Source organism: Pseudomonas sp. D3-10 (assembly GCF_051132175.1).
GTDB lineage: Bacteria > Pseudomonadota > Gammaproteobacteria > Pseudomonadales > Pseudomonadaceae > Aquipseudomonas.
Window position 1 is genome coordinate 814,705 of record NZ_CP071668.1, and the last position, 16,364, is coordinate 831,068.

Annotated in this window: 15 protein-coding genes and 2 pseudogenes; 8 read left to right on the top strand and 9 right to left on the bottom strand. The window is 60.9% G+C overall.

Annotation, left to right across the window (positions count from 1 at the left end; translation table 11 throughout):
• Window positions 1–5: 5 nt before the first annotated feature.
• Window positions 6–932, top strand: a complete 927-nt coding sequence (locus tag J3P90_RS03460) for a LysR substrate-binding domain-containing protein (RefSeq protein ID WP_434560799.1) — start codon at window positions 6–8, stop codon at window positions 930–932.
• A gap of 120 nt (window positions 933–1,052) precedes the next feature.
• Here the strand turns inward: J3P90_RS03460 and J3P90_RS03465 are convergent, their stop codons facing one another.
• A complete protein-coding gene (locus tag J3P90_RS03465; protein WP_434675832.1) occupies window positions 1,053–2,498 on the bottom strand; it encodes a SulP family inorganic anion transporter in 1,446 nt (481 codons plus the stop codon).
• A gap of 273 nt (window positions 2,499–2,771) precedes the next feature.
• Between J3P90_RS03465 and J3P90_RS03470 the strand changes: the two genes are divergently transcribed.
• The 6 genes from J3P90_RS03470 to J3P90_RS03495 all read left to right on the top strand — a co-directional run bounded on the left by J3P90_RS03470 (window position 2,772) and on the right by J3P90_RS03495 (window position 7,704).
• Window positions 2,772–4,121 (top strand): gluconate:H+ symporter, encoded by a 1,350-nt coding sequence (locus J3P90_RS03470; protein WP_420765634.1) that lies wholly within the window; start codon window positions 2,772–2,774, stop codon window positions 4,119–4,121.
• Window positions 4,122–4,142: 21 nt separating this feature from the next.
• The gene (locus tag J3P90_RS03475) at window positions 4,143–5,003 is read left to right on the top strand and encodes a MurR/RpiR family transcriptional regulator (RefSeq protein WP_434675833.1); all 861 of its coding nucleotides are present in this window, start codon (window positions 4,143–4,145) and stop codon (window positions 5,001–5,003) included.
• Window position 5,004: 1 nt separating this feature from the next.
• Window positions 5,005–6,471, top strand: coding sequence for an N-acyl-D-amino-acid deacylase family protein (locus tag J3P90_RS03480; RefSeq protein ID WP_434649021.1), 1,467 nt, complete (start codon window positions 5,005–5,007; stop codon window positions 6,469–6,471).
• A 131-nt stretch (window positions 6,472–6,602) separates the two neighbouring features.
• Entirely contained in the window at window positions 6,603–6,971 is a 369-nt protein-coding gene (locus tag J3P90_RS03485) for a glyoxalase superfamily protein (protein ID WP_434560793.1), read from the top strand.
• A gap of 71 nt (window positions 6,972–7,042) precedes the next feature.
• Window positions 7,043–7,288, top strand: a complete 246-nt coding sequence (locus tag J3P90_RS03490) for a FitA-like ribbon-helix-helix domain-containing protein (protein ID WP_434560791.1) — start codon at window positions 7,043–7,045, stop codon at window positions 7,286–7,288.
• On the top strand, window positions 7,285–7,704 hold the full coding sequence (locus J3P90_RS03495; protein ID WP_434560789.1) for a type II toxin-antitoxin system VapC family toxin: 420 nt from the start codon (window positions 7,285–7,287) through the stop codon (window positions 7,702–7,704). Before J3P90_RS03490 ends, J3P90_RS03495 begins: the two co-directional genes overlap by 4 nt.
• A gap of 53 nt (window positions 7,705–7,757) precedes the next feature.
• Here J3P90_RS03495 and J3P90_RS03500 read toward each other — a convergent pair whose 3' ends face one another.
• From J3P90_RS03500 to J3P90_RS03535, 8 genes and pseudogenes are all read right to left on the bottom strand, one after another.
• On the bottom strand, window positions 7,758–8,621 hold the full coding sequence (locus J3P90_RS03500; protein WP_434676535.1) for a methyl-accepting chemotaxis protein: 864 nt from the start codon (window positions 8,619–8,621) through the stop codon (window positions 7,758–7,760).
• A 42-nt stretch (window positions 8,622–8,663) separates the two neighbouring features.
• A pseudogene (locus tag J3P90_RS03505) lies at window positions 8,664–9,677 on the bottom strand (methyl-accepting chemotaxis protein); the annotation flags it as partial.
• 338 nt (window positions 9,678–10,015) lie between these two features.
• On the bottom strand, window positions 10,016–10,756 hold the full coding sequence (locus tag J3P90_RS03510) for an SDR family oxidoreductase (protein WP_434649019.1): 741 nt from the start codon (window positions 10,754–10,756) through the stop codon (window positions 10,016–10,018).
• Window positions 10,753–11,910, bottom strand: a complete 1,158-nt coding sequence (locus J3P90_RS03515; protein ID WP_434675834.1) for an alkene reductase — start codon at window positions 11,908–11,910, stop codon at window positions 10,753–10,755. The genes J3P90_RS03510 and J3P90_RS03515 overlap by 4 nt, the downstream gene beginning before the upstream one ends.
• Window positions 11,911–11,945: 35 nt before the next feature.
• Window positions 11,946–13,415: an NAD-dependent succinate-semialdehyde dehydrogenase gene (locus J3P90_RS03520; RefSeq protein WP_434560783.1), complete on the bottom strand. Its 1,470-nt coding sequence runs from the start codon at window positions 13,413–13,415 to the stop codon at window positions 11,946–11,948.
• Window positions 13,416–13,508: 93 nt separating this feature from the next.
• Complete coding sequence (locus tag J3P90_RS03525; RefSeq protein WP_420765626.1) at window positions 13,509–14,192, bottom strand: type 1 glutamine amidotransferase domain-containing protein; 684 nt, start codon at window positions 14,190–14,192, stop codon at window positions 13,509–13,511.
• A 318-nt stretch (window positions 14,193–14,510) separates the two neighbouring features.
• Window positions 14,511–15,113, bottom strand: a complete 603-nt coding sequence (locus tag J3P90_RS03530) for a TetR/AcrR family transcriptional regulator (protein ID WP_434675835.1) — start codon at window positions 15,111–15,113, stop codon at window positions 14,511–14,513.
• A 185-nt stretch (window positions 15,114–15,298) separates the two neighbouring features.
• A pseudogene (locus tag J3P90_RS03535) lies at window positions 15,299–15,406 on the bottom strand (phosphonoacetaldehyde hydrolase); the annotation flags it as partial.
• On the opposite strand from J3P90_RS03535, the gene J3P90_RS03540 reads away from it, so the two are divergent.
• The gene (locus tag J3P90_RS03540; protein WP_434607892.1) at window positions 15,389–16,237 is read left to right on the top strand and encodes a LysR substrate-binding domain-containing protein; all 849 of its coding nucleotides are present in this window, start codon (window positions 15,389–15,391) and stop codon (window positions 16,235–16,237) included. The pseudogene J3P90_RS03535 and the gene J3P90_RS03540 overlap by 18 nt on opposite strands.
• Window positions 16,238–16,364: the final 127 nt, after the last annotated feature.

A 16,364-nucleotide genomic window follows, 5' to 3' on the forward strand; every position in this document is an offset into this window, starting at 1 on the left:
CACCTGTGAAAGCCAGATCCGACGAGTTGCAGATCTTCGTCTGCGTGATCGAATGCGGGTCGATCTCCGCCGCCGCCGAGCAAGTCGGGCAGACGCCCTCGGCGGTCAGTCGCACCTTGTCGCGCCTGGAAGCCAAGCTCGACACCACGTTGATCAACCGCACCACGCGGCGCATGGACCTGACTGAGGAGGGCAAGTACTTCTTCGAGCAGGCCAAGGGCATTCTCGACCAGATGGATGAGCTGGAAGAGCGGTTGTCGTCTCGCCATAAGACCCCCGCCGGGCGCTTGCGGATCAACGCGGCATCGCCGTTCATGCTCCACGCCATCGTCCCCCACATCGAAGAGTTCCGCACGCTGTATCCGGATATCCAGCTGGAGCTCAACAGCAACGACTTGATCATCGATTTGCTCGAACAAAGCACGGACGTCGCCATTCGTATCGGTACGCTCACGGACTCGACCCTCCATGCCCGCTCACTGGGTTGCAGCCCGTTGCACATTCTTGCCAGTCCGGCTTACTTGAAGCGGCGGGGGACGCCCTCAAGCGTTGCCGAACTGGCGGAACATTCGCTTTTGGGGTTTGCCCAGAACGACGGGCTCAACCAGTGGCCACTGCGTCACATCCACGGCGATCGCTGGCCGATCCAGCCGGCCATCAGTGCGTCCAGCGGCGAAACGGTGCGTCACCTGGCGCTGCAAGGGCAGGGCATTGCCTGCCTCTCGGACTTCATGACCCGGGACGACATCCGCGCCGGTCGGCTCAAGGTGTTGCTCGCCGATGCCAACAGCGGTTATCGCCAGCCGATCAATGCGGTGTACTACCGCAACTCCCAACTGGCCCTGCGCATCCAGTGCTTCCTGGACTTCATCCAGGGCAAGCTCGCCGGGTACGCTTCGAGTCCCAAGAGAGCCGACCAGATCGTTAATTAAAGCGTGGAACCTGTGGGAGCGAGCTTGCTCGCGATGGCCCCGGGTCAGTCAGCATTGATATGGCTGGCCCAACGCTGTCGCGAGCAAGCTCGCTCCCACAAGTTTTGTGCCGGGGTCCTGTCAATCGTGGTGCACATCCGCGCGCTTGAGCATTCGCTTGCAACGCTCGGACAGATGAAACACCCGCAGGTGCTTGCCGGCCTTGCTGTAGCGCTCGCGCAGGGTCATCAGCGCGGCGATGGCCGAGTAGTCGACGAAGCTCAGGTGACGACAGTCAAGGGTAACGAGATCAGGGTCGTTGGCCGGGTCGAACTGGTTGAGAAACGGCGTCGTCGAGGCGAAGAACAAGGTGCCGTGCACGCGATAGAGCTTGCTGCCGTCCGCTTCCAGTTGCGCGTCGGCATACAGCTCCCGGGCTTGTTGCCAGGCGAAGTTGAGCGCCGCGATGATAATCCCGCAGAGCACGGCGACGGCCAGGTCGGTGAATACCGTGATGACGGTCACCGCGATGATCACCAGCACATCGTTCGCCGGTACCTTGTTGACCACTCGCAACGAGGCCCAGGCGAATGTCTGCTGCGACACCACGAACATCACGCCCACCAGCGCCGCCAGCGGAATGCGCTCGATCAGCGGCGACAAGAACAACACGAACAGCAACACCATCACCCCGGCCACGACGCCCGATATCCGCCCGCGCCCGCCCGAGCTGAGGTTGATCATCGTCTGGCCGATCATGGCGCAACCGCCCATGCCGCCGAACAACCCGGAGGCCATGTTGGCCGCGCCCAGCGCCACGCATTCACGGTCAGGATAACCGCGGCTCTCGGTGATCTCGTCGGTCAGGTTCAGGGTCAGCAGGGTTTCCAACAAACCGACCATCGCCATGATGACGGCGTAAGGCGCGACGATCAGCAGGGTTTCGAGATTCCAGGGAATGTCCGGCAGGGCGAAAACCGGCAAGCCGCCTGCAATGTGCGCCATGTCGCCCAGCGTCCGGGTAGGCAAGCCAAGCAGATAGACCGCCAGGCCAACGCCGAGGATCGCCACCAGGGCGGGCGGCACGCTGCGGGTCAGGCGCGGCAGCAGGTAGACGATGGCCATCGTCAGCGCCACCAGGCCGACCATCAGGTAGAGCGTGGGGCCACTGAGCCAGGCGCCGTCGCGCTTGAAATGCTCCAGTTGCGCCAAAGCGATGACAATTGCCAGGCCATTGACGAACCCCAGCATCACCGGATGCGGCACCATGCGCACCAGCTTGCCCAGTCGCAGCAGCCCAAACGCCGTCATGATCAACCCGCCCAGCAGCACGGTCGCCAACAGGTATTGCACGCCGTGCTGTACCACCAGCGCGACGATCACCACCGCCATGGACCCCGCCGCGCCCGACACCATCCCGGGCCGACCACCGAACAACGCGGTCAGCGTGCAAATGATGAACGCGCCGTACAGCCCCATCAGTGGGTTGAGGTGGGCCACCAGGGCGAAGGCGATGCATTCGGGGAGCAAGGCGAAAGAAGTCGTGAGGCCGGCGAGGGCGTCGGCGCGAAGGCGTGCTGGTTTCATGGTTTACCTGACTGGGCGCCGGTGGACGGTCGGCTGCCGGGGAAGCGGTGTGAAGACAGGTGCGGATGGTACGGAATTGAGTGCAGGGCGGCCAGTCGTCTGTGGGCGATGAAAATCTTGCGCTGAATTTTCATCGTCGCCCTGTCGCGATGTCCATCAGCGACATTTTTTGTCTGTGCGCGAAAATTACTTTCAGTGGGTTTGAAGATTTCCCGTCGAAATGATTTATGACTTTCACAACACATCGACGTGACCCCATTCGAGGAGTAACGCATGGCACCTGCTTTCGGTTATTGGCTATTGGTCTACGCGGCCATTGCCATCATTGCATTGATCGTCCTGATTGCGCGCTACCGGCTCAATCCGTTCATCGTGATTACCCTGGTTTCCATCGGCCTGGCGTTGCTGGCCGGGATGCCGCCCTCGGGTGTGGTGGGGGCGTACGAGGCGGGTGTCGGCAAGACGCTGGGGCACATCGCGCTGGTGGTGGCCCTTGGCACGATGCTCGGCAAGATGATGGCCGAGTCCGGCGGCGCGGAGCGGATGGCGCAGACGTTGATCGAACGATTCGGCGAGCGCAATGCCCATTGGGCAATGGTCTGCATCGCATTCCTGGTCGGTTTGCCGCTGTTTTTCGAAGTCGGTTTTGTGCTGTTGGTGCCTATCGCCTTTACCATCGCCCGACGCGTGGGCGTGTCGATTTTGATGGTGGGGCTGCCCATGGTCGCCGGGCTTTCGGTGGTCCATGCGCTGGTACCGCCGCACCCGGCGGCGATGCTGGCGGTGCAGGCGTTCCAGGCGTCGGTGGGGCAGACCTTGCTGTACGCGATCCTGGTCGGCATTCCCACTGCGATCATCGCCGGACCTCTGTACGCCAAGTTCATCGTACCGCGCATCCAACTGCCCGCTGAAAACCCGCTGGAGCGCCAATTTCTCGATCGGGAGCCACGGGCCAATCTGCCTGGCTTCGGCATAACGCTGGGGACGATTCTGTTGCCGGTGATCCTGATGCTGATTGGCGGCTGGGCCAACCTGATCTCCACGCCGGGGAGCGGTTTCAATCAGTTCTTGTTGTTTATCGGCAACTCGGTGATCGCCCTGCTGCTGGCGACCATCCTCAGCTTCTGGACCCTCGGCCTCGCCCAAGGCTTCAGCCGCGAGTCGATCCTCAGGTTCACCAACGAATGCCTGGCGCCGACGGCCAGCATCACCTTGCTGGTGGGGGCGGGCGGTGGTTTGAACAGGATTTTGGTGGATGCCGGGGTCACTCAGCAAATCGTCGGCCTGGCCCAGGAGTTTCAATTGTCGCCCTTGGTGATGGGGTGGCTGTTCGCCGCATTGATGCGTGTTGCAACGGGGTCGGCCACGGTGGCGATGACGACGGCGTCGGGTATTGTCGCGCCCGTGGCGATTGGCCTGGGTTATCCCCATCCCGAGTTACTGGTGCTGGCGACCGGAGCTGGGTCGGTTATCTTTTCCCACGTCAATGACGGCGGCTTCTGGCTGATCAAGGAATACTTCAATATGACCGTCACGCAAACGTTCAAGACCTGGACCGTGCTCGAGACATTGATATCCCTGGTCGCGTTCGCCTTGACCCTTGGGCTTGCCCGCGTGCTCTGACCGCCATTGCAAGGAACCGTCATGGACATCCTCTACCAGATCCGCTCCCGTCAGGATTCTTTCAGCGCCGGCGAAGGAAGAATCGCCCGGCTGATGCTCGACGACGTAGGATTTGCCGCCTCCGCCAGCCTGGAAGAGTTGGCCCAGCGCGCGGAAGTCAGCAGCGCCACGCTGTCGCGCTTTGCCCGTACCGTCGGTTGCCGCGATCTGCGAGACCTACGCCTGCAACTGGCCCAGGCCAGTGGCGTCGGCAGCCGCTTCCTCGACCCCGCCGGCGCGCCCGAGCAATCGGCGTTTTATGGACAGATCGTTGGGGACATCGAATCGACGTTGCGTCAGCACTTGGCAGCGTTCGAAGAGCCGCAGTTCGGCGATGCGGTACGGATGATCGGCAAGGCACGAATGGTCCATGCGTTCGGCCTCGGTGGCTGGTCGGCGCTGTGTGGCGAAGAATTACAGGTGCGCCTGGTGCGTTTCGGCTACTCGATCGCCGCCTGCCGCGACCCGGTGATGATGCGCATCACGGCCACTTCGCTGAGCGATCAACACTTGGTGATTGCCTGTTCACTGACTGGTATCACGCCAGAGTTGTTGAGCGCGGTTGAACTGGCCCGCGGCTACGGTGCTCCGATCTTGGCCATCACCCGTGCCGACTCGCCACTGGCCCGCCTGGCCGACGTGGTGCTGCCGCTGCAAGGCGCCGAAACCTCGTTCATCTACAAACCCACGGCGGCGCGCTACGGCATGCTGCTGGCCATCGATGTGCTCGCCACTGAACTGGCGCTGGCTCATCCGCAAGACAATCAAGAGCGCCTGCGGCGGGTCAAGCTTGCCCTGGACGATTACCGTGGCGGCGACGATCGCCTGCCGCTGGGAGACTGAAATGCTGTACGACACACTCATCCGCAACGCCTTGGTGATCGATGGTCACGACAAGCCTGGCTATAACGCCGACGTGGCGATTCGCGCGGGTCGCATCGAGCGCATCGGCGATCTGGGCGACACCCGGGCGGTTGACGAAATCGACGCCGCTGGCCGCGTGCTGGCGCCAGGATTCATCGACGTGCACACCCACGACGACACGGTGGTCATCCGCCAACCGCAAATGCTGCCCAAGCTCAGCCAGGGCGTGACCACGGTGATCGTCGGCAACTGCGGCATCAGCGCGTCGCCGGTTCGCCTTCAGGGCGATCCGCCGGACCCGATGAACCTGCTCGGCACCGCCCAGGCGTTTGCCTACCCACGCTTCGCTGATTATCGTTCGGCGGTGGAGGCGGCGACACCAGCGGTCAACGTAGCCGCCTTGGTCGGGCACACGGCGCTGCGCAGCAATCATCTGGACGACTTGTTGCGCACCGCCAGCGCAGGAGAAATCGCCGCCATGCGTCAGCAACTGCGTGAAAGCCTGGAGGACGGTGCGCTGGGCCTGTCCACCGGCCTGGCCTATGCCAACGCGTTCTGCGCATCCACTGACGAGGTCATGCAATTGACCGAAGAGTTGGCGGCATTCGGCGCGGTCTACACCACCCATCTGCGCAGCGAATTCGAGCCGGTGCTGGAAGCCATGGACGAGGCGTTTCAGATAGGTCGTCATGCCCAGAGCCCGGTCATTATTTCCCACCTCAAATGTGCCGGCGCCGGTAACTGGGGACGTAGTCCACAGGTGCTCGCGGCGTTGGAAAACGCGGCGAAAACCCACCCAGTTGGTTGTGACTGCTATCCCTATGCGGCGAGCTCTTCGACACTGGACCTCAAACAGGTGACCGATGCCCACCGCATCACCATCACCTGGTCGACACCGCATCCGCCCATGGGCGGTCGAGACCTGGCAGACATCGCCGCCGAATGGGACGTGTCGCTCCTGGAAGCGGCGAGTCGCCTACAGCCGGCAGGTGCGGTGTATTACGGCATGGATGAAAGCGATGTAAGACGAATCCTCGCGCACCCTTTGTCCATGGTCGGCTCTGATGGCCTGCCCGAAGACCCCTTTCCGCACCCACGGCTGTGGGGCGCTTTCCCTCGAGTCTTGGGACATTTCAGTCGAGACATCGGGCTTTTTCCGCTGCATACCGCCGTCCACAAGATGACAGGGCTTTCAGCCGCGCGCTTCGGCCTGAAGGAGCGGGGCGAAATACGTGAAGGACATTGGGCGGACCTGGTGTTGTTCAATCCACAGACCATCCGCGACGTCGCGGACTTCAACGAACCGCAACGGGCGGCGGAAGGCATTGACGGCGTGTGGGTCAACGGCATCCTGAGTTATTGCAAAGGGCAAGCGAATGGCAAAAGAGAAGGACGTTTCCTGGCGCGTGAAGGCGACCTGCGCCACGGATTTCACTGCTCCCGATAGCATTCAAAGACAAGCAGTTGCATTAGTTGACGTCACAATAATGGCACTACGACACTAAAGAAGCCCAATCACAGGCCGAAGCATTGGGGTCAACCCATCTAAACTGGGTCTTTTCAGCCAGGGAGCAACCCATGAGCTTCGGTAAAACCACTCCGATCCTGCGGATCTTCGATGAAACCAAGGCGTTGGCGTTCTATGTCGACTTCCTGGGCTTTACCGTCGACTGGCAACACCGCTTCGGTGACGACTTTCCGTTGTACCTGCAAGTCTCCCGTGGTGACTGCGTGCTGCACCTGTCCGAGCACCATGGCGATTGCACGCCGGGCTCGGCGTTGCGAATCGAGACTGATGAACTGGAAGTCTTCCAGCAGCAATTGATCGCCAAGCAATATCGCTACGCCCATCCACAGATCCAGGCCATGCCGTGGGGTAGCCAGGACATGACCGTGATGGATCCGTTTGGGAATCGGTTGGTCTTTACGAACGCGATCAGTGTGTAACGGCGGCTGGACAATTCGACGACTCGTCGACTAATCTTGCAGTCAATGATTTCATTGATTGCGGTGGCGTTATGGCTAGTATCACGATTCGAAATCTAGATGATCAAATAAAAGAGCAACTGCGTATCGCTGCGGCTCACAATGGTCATTCAATGGAGGAAGAGGCTCGTCTTATCCTGGGGCGCGCACTGGCCACGGTTAATTCTGCGGGAGGATTGGGAAGTCGTATTCGAAACAGGTTCCGGGCCCTGGGGGGCGTTGAGCTTGACCTACCGTCCCGTGACGAAAAAGCAAAGGCGTTGGATTTCTCTGAATGATAATCCTCGATACCAATGTGATTTCCGAATTCATGCGCGTTGAGCCGGATACAAAAGTTCTGACTTGGGTCGATTCACAGCCAGCGATGGATCTGGTCATCTGCGCTATCACGGTAGCGGAAATTCTTCATGGTATAGCCAGGCTGCCCTTCGGCAAGCGAAAGCAGAAGCTCGAATCCCATGCGATGGCAATTTTTGAAGAGGATTTTGCAGGCAGGATTTTATCTTTTGATGCCCATGCGGCTGTTGAGTACGCAACGCTTGTTGCGTCGTGTGAGGCCAAGGGTAAGGCGGCGGGTATGGCCGATGCGCAAATTGCGGCTATTTGCCGGTCTCACGGCGCGCCGATTGCCACACGCAACATAAGAGACTTCGAGTTTCCGGGGATTGAGGTGATCAACCCCTGGAATGCTTGAGCTGCATCGGTAGGCAAGACGCCCGTTTCCATTGGAAGCGGGCGTTTGCGTAATCAAACCCTGAAATGACTGACCATCTGCTGCAACTGACCGCCCAACCGCGCCAGTTCAACACTGGACGCTGCGGTCTCTTCGCTGGCGGCGGCGGTTTGTTCGGAGACATCGCGCACGTTGAGGATGCTGCGGCTGATCTCTTCGGCCACGGCGCTCTGTTGCTCGGCGGCGGCCGCGATCTGCTGGTTCATCGACTGGATGTTCGACACCGTGCGGGTGATGTTCTCCAGTGACACGCCGGCCTTGCGGGTCAGTGCCACGCTGCTGTCGGTGAGGTTGCGGCTGTTGTTCATCACCGCGGCCACTTGCTGGGTGCCGTTCTGCAGGCCGGCCACCAGGCCTTCGATTTCCTCGGTGGATTTCTGCGTGCGTTGGGCCAGGCCACGGACTTCGTCGGCGACGACTGCGAAGCCACGACCGGCTTCACCGGCGCGGGCCGCTTCGATGGCGGCGTTGAGCGCCAGCAAGTTGGTCTGCTCGGCGACGGCCTTGATGACGTCCATCACCGCGCCGATCTTGTCGCTTTCCTGCTGCAGAACGGTCATCGCATCGGTAGAGCGCACCACTTCACTGGCCAGGCGTTCGATCTGAGCGATGGCTTCGTTGACCACCTGGTCGCCATCACGGGCTTCGCCGTCGGCGGCGGCCGCGGCTTGGGACGCTTCTTCGGCGTTGCGGGCGACTTCCTGGACCGTGGCGGTCATCTCATGCATGGCGGTCGCGACCTGGTCGGTCTCGACTTTCTGGCTGTTGACCCCGGCGCTGGTCTGCTCGGTGACGGCCGACAGCTCTTCGGCGGCGCTGGCGATCTGCGTCACGCCATCGCGGATGCCGCTGATGAGGTCGCGCAAGGTCACGCCCATGCGGGCGATGCCTTGTTGCAAGACGCCGAGTTCATCGCGACGGGTAACGATAACGTTCTGCGACAGGTCGCCGCCGGCGATGCGCTCTACCACGGCGAGCGTTTCACGCAGCGGGCGAGTGATCTGGCGAGTGATGACCACGGCGGCAATGACGCCCACCAACAAGGCCAGCAAGGTGCTGACCAGTTGCAGCGTGCGGGCTTGGGCGCTTTCGGCGTCGCGACGATCAAGTTGGATCTGGTACAGCTGCTCGCTCAGGGAGACGATGGCCGCGCCTTGGTCAGTCATTTCCTTGCGTGCCTGTACAACATCGGCCGTGGCCAATTTGAAAGCCTGTACGGCGCTGCGGTATTGGACCAGGGTCGACTCAAGCTGGCGCAGCTCACCTTGGCGGGTACTGGCGAAGTATTCATCGAGCGGCTTGAGCGACGCGATGGCGGCATCCAGTTGGGCGAAGGCCTTGCGTTCGGTATCGGCGTTGGGGTTGGCGGTATAACCGCGCACTTCATAACGAGCCAGCATGAACGCCTGCTTGGTCTGGGTAATGGCCTGGAACTGCTCAAAGCGTTCATCGCTGAGGGCCATCTGCTTGACGTCCGAATCGATTGCTTCGATCAGCTTGTAGGCCGTCTCGGCGTTTGCGCCCATGACCTCACGGGCGGTGTTGCCGGTACGGTAGGCGCTGCGCATTTTGTTCAGCGACACTTGATAGGCGTTGATGGTCGCATTCTGCTCTTTGAGCAGTTTGACGTTTGCAGGGCTTTTGAAACTGTTGAGCAGCGCGTTCTGCTGCGCCAGGAAACCATCAAGGGTGGTCTGTACATTTTGCGCGGCGGTCTCGTCGCCGTTGGTCAGCATGTATTGCAGGCGCGTGACGCGCAGCTTGGTCAGGCCAGCGTTGAGCTGGGTGATGTCGCTCATCCAGTTGCTGCGGTCAATCAAGCCGCCCAGGCTGGTCCAACTGGTCAGGGCCAGGAGACAAGTCAGTACCAGCACCAGGCCGAAGCCCAGGCCCAGTTTCATGTTGACGCTAATGTTGCCAAACCAGCTATTCATCAAATTCCTCCAGGAACGTTGCGCTGCTTGATCGTCGGTTGGCTGGAAGATTGTTGTTGTTAAGAGCCAGCAAAAACGTTTAACGGAGCTGTATCGGCGGCTGGTCCTGAATCTGAAAGTTTTTTTGTCGGGATGAGGAATGACAGGCAAAAAAAAGCCCGCGGGAGAGCGGGCTAAAACCTTAGTTTCTTGAATGAGCGAGGGGACTGTAACGGATCACATGAAGACCCGGGGTGAAGAAAAATTCATTCGATGCGGCTACGTATGTCCCGAGTACCGGTGGACGATCCGCACCTGAAGTCCTCTACCGTCAAGTCCCCTTTTGTCTTTCCCTTTTGTCAAAACTCCTGTTGAGTCGGACGGAGCACGATTTCGTTGATGTCCACATCGTTCGGCTGCTCGATCGCGAAAGCGATGGCACGAGCCACCGAGGCAGCCGGGATTGCTTTCTTGTAGAAGTCCAGCACGGTGTCTTTGGCTGTGCCGAAGGTGCTGTGCTTGAGGTCGCTGTCCACCGCGCCGGGTGCGATGGACGTCACGCGAACCTTGTCGCCTACTTCCTGGCGCAAGCCTTCGGAAATGGCGCTGACGGCGAACTTCGTTCCCGAGTACACCGTTCCACCGGGTGCAAAGACTTTCACTCCAGCCACGGAGCTCAGGTTGATGATGTGTCCGCTTTCCTGCGCGAGGAAACGTGGCAGCGCCGCTGCAATACCGTAAAGCGTGCCCTTGAGATTGACGTCGATCATGGCGTCCCATTCATCGGTGTTGACCTCTGCCATGGGGCGAATCGGCATCAGTCCGGCGTTGTTGATCAGCACGTCGAGCTTGCCGAAGTCGGTCACGACCGCGGCGACCACGGCCTCGACCTGGCGTTTGTCGGTGACGTCGAGGGTGTAGGCTTTGGCCGCGCCACCCTGGCGAGCGATCCCGGCCACCACGGCCTCCAGTTTGTCAGTCCGCCGTGCGGCCACTGCCACCTTGGCGCCGCGTGCGGCCAGCAGGCGAGCGACTTCGGCGCCGATGCCGGTACTGCCGCCGGTAATCAGGACGACTTTGCCTGCGATTCCTTCGTTCATGCCAATACCTCTTCTTTTACGTCAGATGTGGAGGGGCTGTACCGCGGGTAGTCGGTGAACCCTTGCTCGTTGCCGCCATACAGCCCAGCGGCGTCCAGAGTGTTCAGCGGCCAGCCGTTGGCGATGCGCTCAGGCAAGTCGGGGTTGGCAATGAAGGGACGACCGAACGCAACCAGGTCGGCCAGGCCCGCTTCGACCAGGCGTGCCGCGCGATCCGCAGTGTACAAACCGGCATAGATGATGCGACCGCTGAACGTGCGTCTGACCTCGCGACGAAACGCGTCGGGCAGGTCCGGCGCATTCGGCCAGTCGGCTTCGGCGATCGAGAGGTAGCCTACGCCTGCTTGCTCAAGCACCTTGATGGCCTCGATGTAGGTCTGGTGCGGATCTTCTTCGACAAAGCCGATGTACACCCGGTCTTCGTCGGTGCTGGTGAACAGCGGCGTGAAGCGCACCCCGACGCGTTCGGGCCCGACCACGGCGCTGACGGCTTGCACCACTTCGCGCAAGAAGCGCAGGCGGTTGTGCAGCGAGCCGCCGTATTCATCGGTGCGCTGGTTGGCATGGGTCGAGATGAACTGATTGACCAGATAGCCATTGGCCGAGTGGATTTCAATGCCATCGAAGCCGGCGCTCAGGGCATTGCGTGCGGCCTGGGCATAGAGTTCGACCAGCGTCTTGATCTCAGCGACGCTCAATTCCCGAGGCATGGACGGCTCCACCAGAGTACCGGTGCCAGGGCCGGTTTCGATGAAGGCCTTGGCCTTTTGCGCCTGGATCGGCGACGGCGCGATGGGGGCGGCGTTGTCGGGCTGCAGTGCGTTGTGGGACACCCGGCCAACGTGCCAAAGCTGGGCGAAAATCACCCCGCCCTTGGCATGCACGGCGTCGGTCACGGTGCGCCAGCCATCGATCTGCGCCTGGCTGTAGATGCCTGGCGTCCAGGCATAACCTTTGCCCCGAGGCTCGATCTGGGTGCCTTCGCTGATGATCAGGCCGGCGCTGGCCCGTTGTTGGTAGTAGCGCGCCATCAGGGCCGTGGGAATGTCGCCGGGCTGTCCGCTGCGTTGGCGGGTGAGTGGCGGCATGACGATGCGGTTCTTCAGCGTGATGGAGCCCAACGAGGTGGGCTCGGACAACGAGCGATGTTCCATGATTCGATTCCTTGTCGCGTCAATGTCGGGTGGGCTTACAAACCACCGAGGCTGAGGTATTTGAGGTTGAGGTATTCATCCAGGCCATGAGTCGAGCCCTCGCGGCCGATACCGCTATCCTTGACCCCGCCGAAGGGCGCTTCGACGGTGGTGATGACCCCGGCGTTGATGCCGATCATGCCGCTCTGCAAGGCGCGGGAGACGCGGAAGGTGCGCGCCAGGTCGCGGGTGAAGAAGTACGCGGCCAGGCCGAACTCGGAGGCGTTGGCGGCGTCGATGCCTTCTTGTTCGGTGCTGAAGCGGAACAGCGCTGCCACGGGGCCGAAGGTCTCTTCCTGGGCGATGAGCATGTCGGCTGTGGCGTCAGCGATCACGGTGGGCTCATAAAACGTCGCGCCGAGCGCATGGCGTTTGCCACCCAGCAATACGCGACCGCCTTTGGCTTGGGCGTCTCGCACGTGCGCATCGACCTTGCTGACGGCGGCCTGGTTGATCAGCGGGCCTTGCTCGACGCCCTCATCGAAGCCGTTGCCGATTTTCAGCTGCCGGACCCGTGCCGTCAGGCGCTTAGCGAACTCGTCATAGATACCGTCCTGGACATAGAAGCGGTTGGTGCATACGCACGTCTGGCCACTGTTGCGAAATTTTCCGGCGATGGCATTTTCGACGGCCAGGTCGAGGTCGGCGTCGTCGAAAATGATGGTCGGTGCGTTGCCGCCCAACTCCATCGACAATTTCTTCATGCTGTCGGCGGATTGCTTGTACAGCAGCTTGCCGACGCGGGTGGAACCGGTGAAGGTGATCTTGCGCACCAACGGGTTGGCGGACAGTTCGCCGCCCACCGCGGCACCGTCGCCTGTGACGACATTGACCACACCGGCGGGGATGCCCGCTTGCTGCGCCAACACACCATAGAGCAGGCCGGAGAACGGCGTGAATTCGGATGGTTTGATGACGATGGTGCAGCCGGCCGCCAGCGCCGGAGCGACTTTGCGCGAGAGCATGGAGAAGGGGAAGTTCCACGGCGAGATCGCTCCCACCACGCCGACGGGCTCGCGGGTGACCAGGATCTGCCGGTCTTTCCAAGGCGAGGGAATGATCTCGCCATTGATGCGCCGCGCCTCTTCGGCAAACCACTGAATGTAGTCGGCGCCCAGTTTCATTTCGTTGCGCGCTTCGGCCAGCGGCTTGCCTTGTTCGAGCGTCAGCATGCTGGCGAGGATGTCGAGGTTGTCGCGTACCAACTGCGCCATGCGATTGAGCAGAATGGCGCGCTCTGCCGCGGTGGTCAGTGACCAGGATGCGAACGCTGCCTGTGCGGCGTCGATGGCGCGACGTGTTTCAACAGCGCCGCTCCAAGGGATCTGGCCGATCTGGCTCTCGGTGGCTGGGTCGTTTACCGCGAAGTGGCTGGCGTCATCCGCTGCCACCCACAGGCCGTCGATATAGTTGGCTTCTTTCAGCCAGCCAGCGTCTTTGATCTGCTGCAAGTTGAACGCAGTCATGGGTGTCTCCAGGAATGTGAGGGCTTTTGCCGATGGCGTCGGGGGATGTCGTAGAATGCGGGAGACCTGCGGCGTCTCCCGCCCAAGGCTTGATTAGGCGTTGTTCAGCAGCTCTGTCAGGACCTTCGCGGCTTCGCTGGACGAGCCGGGGTTCTGGCCGGTGATCAGCAGGCCGTCGCGAACCACGTAGGAGGCCCAGTCCGGGCCTTTCGAGTACAGGCCGCCGTTGGCCTTGAGCATGTCCTCGACCAGGAACGGCACGACGTGGGTCAGGCCGACTGCCTCTTCTTCGGAATTGGTGAAACCGGCAACTTGCTTGCCTTCGACCAAGGGTGTGCCGTCAGCCTTCTTTACATGGCGCAGGACGCCCGGGGCATGGCACACCAAGGCAGCGGGCTTGCCGGCGGCGATGAAGGACTCGATCAACTGGATCGAGACCGGGTCTTCTGCCAGATCCCACAGCGGGCCGTGGCCGCCTGGGTAGAAAACCGCATCGAAATCGGCAGGCGATACGCTGTCCAGGCGCACGGTGTTGGCGAGCAGCGCTGTGGCTACGGCATCGGTTTCGAAGCGGCGGGTCAGGTCTGTCTGGAAGGACGGCTCGTTGCTCTTCGGATCGAGCGGTGGCTGGCCACCCGCTGGGGACGCCAGGACGATCTCGGCGTTGGCGCCCAGGAAGGTGTAATAAGGCGCTGCCAGCTCTTCGAGCCAAAAACCGGTTTTGCGGCCGGTATCGCCAAGGGTGTCGTGTGAGGTCAGAACCATGAGAATTTTCATTTTGTGCTTCCTTTTTTCAGTTGGGTCGTGAGGTCACGACAAATCGTTAAATTAGACCGGTCGTCTAGTTGGTTGACGGCGAACGATCATTGGTTGACTGGCTAAGGCTGTAGTTCTTTGTTCCCAGAGGTGAACGTGCTGCTACGGTATTTCAAATTAGACCGGTCGTCTAGTAACTTTTTGAAATTTTTTACGGGTGCTGTTCAGGGGCTGCAAGTGAGCGTAGGAAGCATCGCAGAAATGTCGGGGAAAAAGCGGCGAGGGATGACGCGAGCAGTGCGACGCCGTGACGGGCGCTACATCGCTCATGCCGGTGTATCAGGACAGGTTGAGAAGCTGGCGAGTCGTGGACATCGCCGTCTCGAAGGGTTGGACGCTCTTGGTGATCTTCACCATGACGCTAGCGCCGACCCAAAGTTGATAGAGGCTCTGCGCAACCTCGTGGGGAGTACCGCTGATGGTCAATGAGCCCTCGGCCAAGCCGGACTCGATCCCACTCGCCAGGCGATCGATGATTCCTGACGTACCGCGGTTAAGCACTGCACGCATGGCCTCGGAAAGGTCAGCGACTTCCACGCCCAGCTTCACCGCCAGGCACTTGCCCTGGCAATCATGAAAGGACTGGGTGTCCTGCCAGATGCGGAAATAGTCCAGCAGACGCTGCGCCATCGTCAGGCCCGGCTGGGCGAGGGTCCGGTCGATATCGTCGAGATAAGTCTCGAAATAATTCTCGAGCAGGGCCTCGCCAAACGCGTCCTTGGAGCCAAAGTAGTGATAGAACGAGCCCTTCGGCACACCGGCAGTCGCCAGGATCTCGTTCAGACCCACCGCGGTATAACCTTTGGCGGCCATGATTCTTTGGCCCGCATCAAGGATGCCTTGGCGGACGTCGGATGTTTCGCGGATCTTTAGAGTATTCATGGGGGCGATGCTAATCGTTTCTAGTCGATCGGTCTACTAGTAGGAGATGAATGCCGCTGCTTCGTGGGTTATGAAATGGCAGGCACAAAAAAGACGCCTTTTGGGCGTCTTTTTTGTTGGGCTGCGCCAGGGTCGGCGCGCCTGATAGGGCAATTGACGATGCCAGCTGCCCGGTACCCGGGAACTCAGGTGTTTTGAGGCATTTCGCCTCTCGACAGGCGTGCATTGATGTCATCGATCACTGCCGGCAACTCGGCGATGGTGTCGATCAAGTAGTGCGGGCGCGAAGCTTCAGCGCGGGGGCACGATCACTTGGGCTTAGCCAACCGACGGTGACCACGCAGATACAGGCGTTGGAGCGCTTGCATAACCTGGAGTTGTTCCACCGCCGTGGGCGCCGCGCCGAGCTGTCGACGGTTGGCCGCCAACTGCTGCCTATCGCCCAGCAGTTGATGGCCCTTGAAGCCGAAGCGCATGGCTTATTGCGTGACTCCGGGACAATGGTCAGGGGACAGTTGCGACTGGGGGCGGTTGGCCCGTTTCACGTCATCGAAATGGTCGATGCTTATCGTCGCGAGTTCCCCCAGGTAGAGCTGTCGATCCGGGTGGGCAACTCGGCCTCGGTGTTGGCGGACTTGGAAAACTACGTGACAGACATCGGAGTCCTCGCAGGCCTGCATGAAGATCCGTCGTTCCACTCCACGCTCTATGCCCGGCACCGGGTAATCGTGTTTGCTCATCACCAGCACCCGCTGGCACAGCGCGATGTCGTACGCCTGGAAGAACTACAGGGGCAGCCGATGTTACGCCGCGAGCAAGGCTCGACGACACGCCTGGCATTTGAGCGGGCGCTGGCCGAACGGGACGTGACGCCGCGTATGGTCATGGAGATCGGTAGTCGAGAGGCACTACGGGAAGCAGTCGCCAGGGGCATCGGCCTGGGTGTTGTATCCGAGGCCGAGTACATCCCAGGTGCAAACCTCAAAGCCATTCGTATCGAAGGGGATCCGGTGCATACAGAGACGTACCTTTACTGCCTCGCCGAACGCCGCAGCCAGGTCATCGAGACGTTCCTGGCCTGTGCAAACCAGGCCCGGCTCAAACGTCCGGACGGAGCTCAGTGACTCGTCACCTGAGGCGGATAGTTGGTGAATGCACATCTGGGGATACTTGCCTTGGGAAATGTGACACCCGGAGGCAGGTTGGCTTCCGGGTGTCTGGCTGCAGCATCGCTTATCGCAACTCGACAAG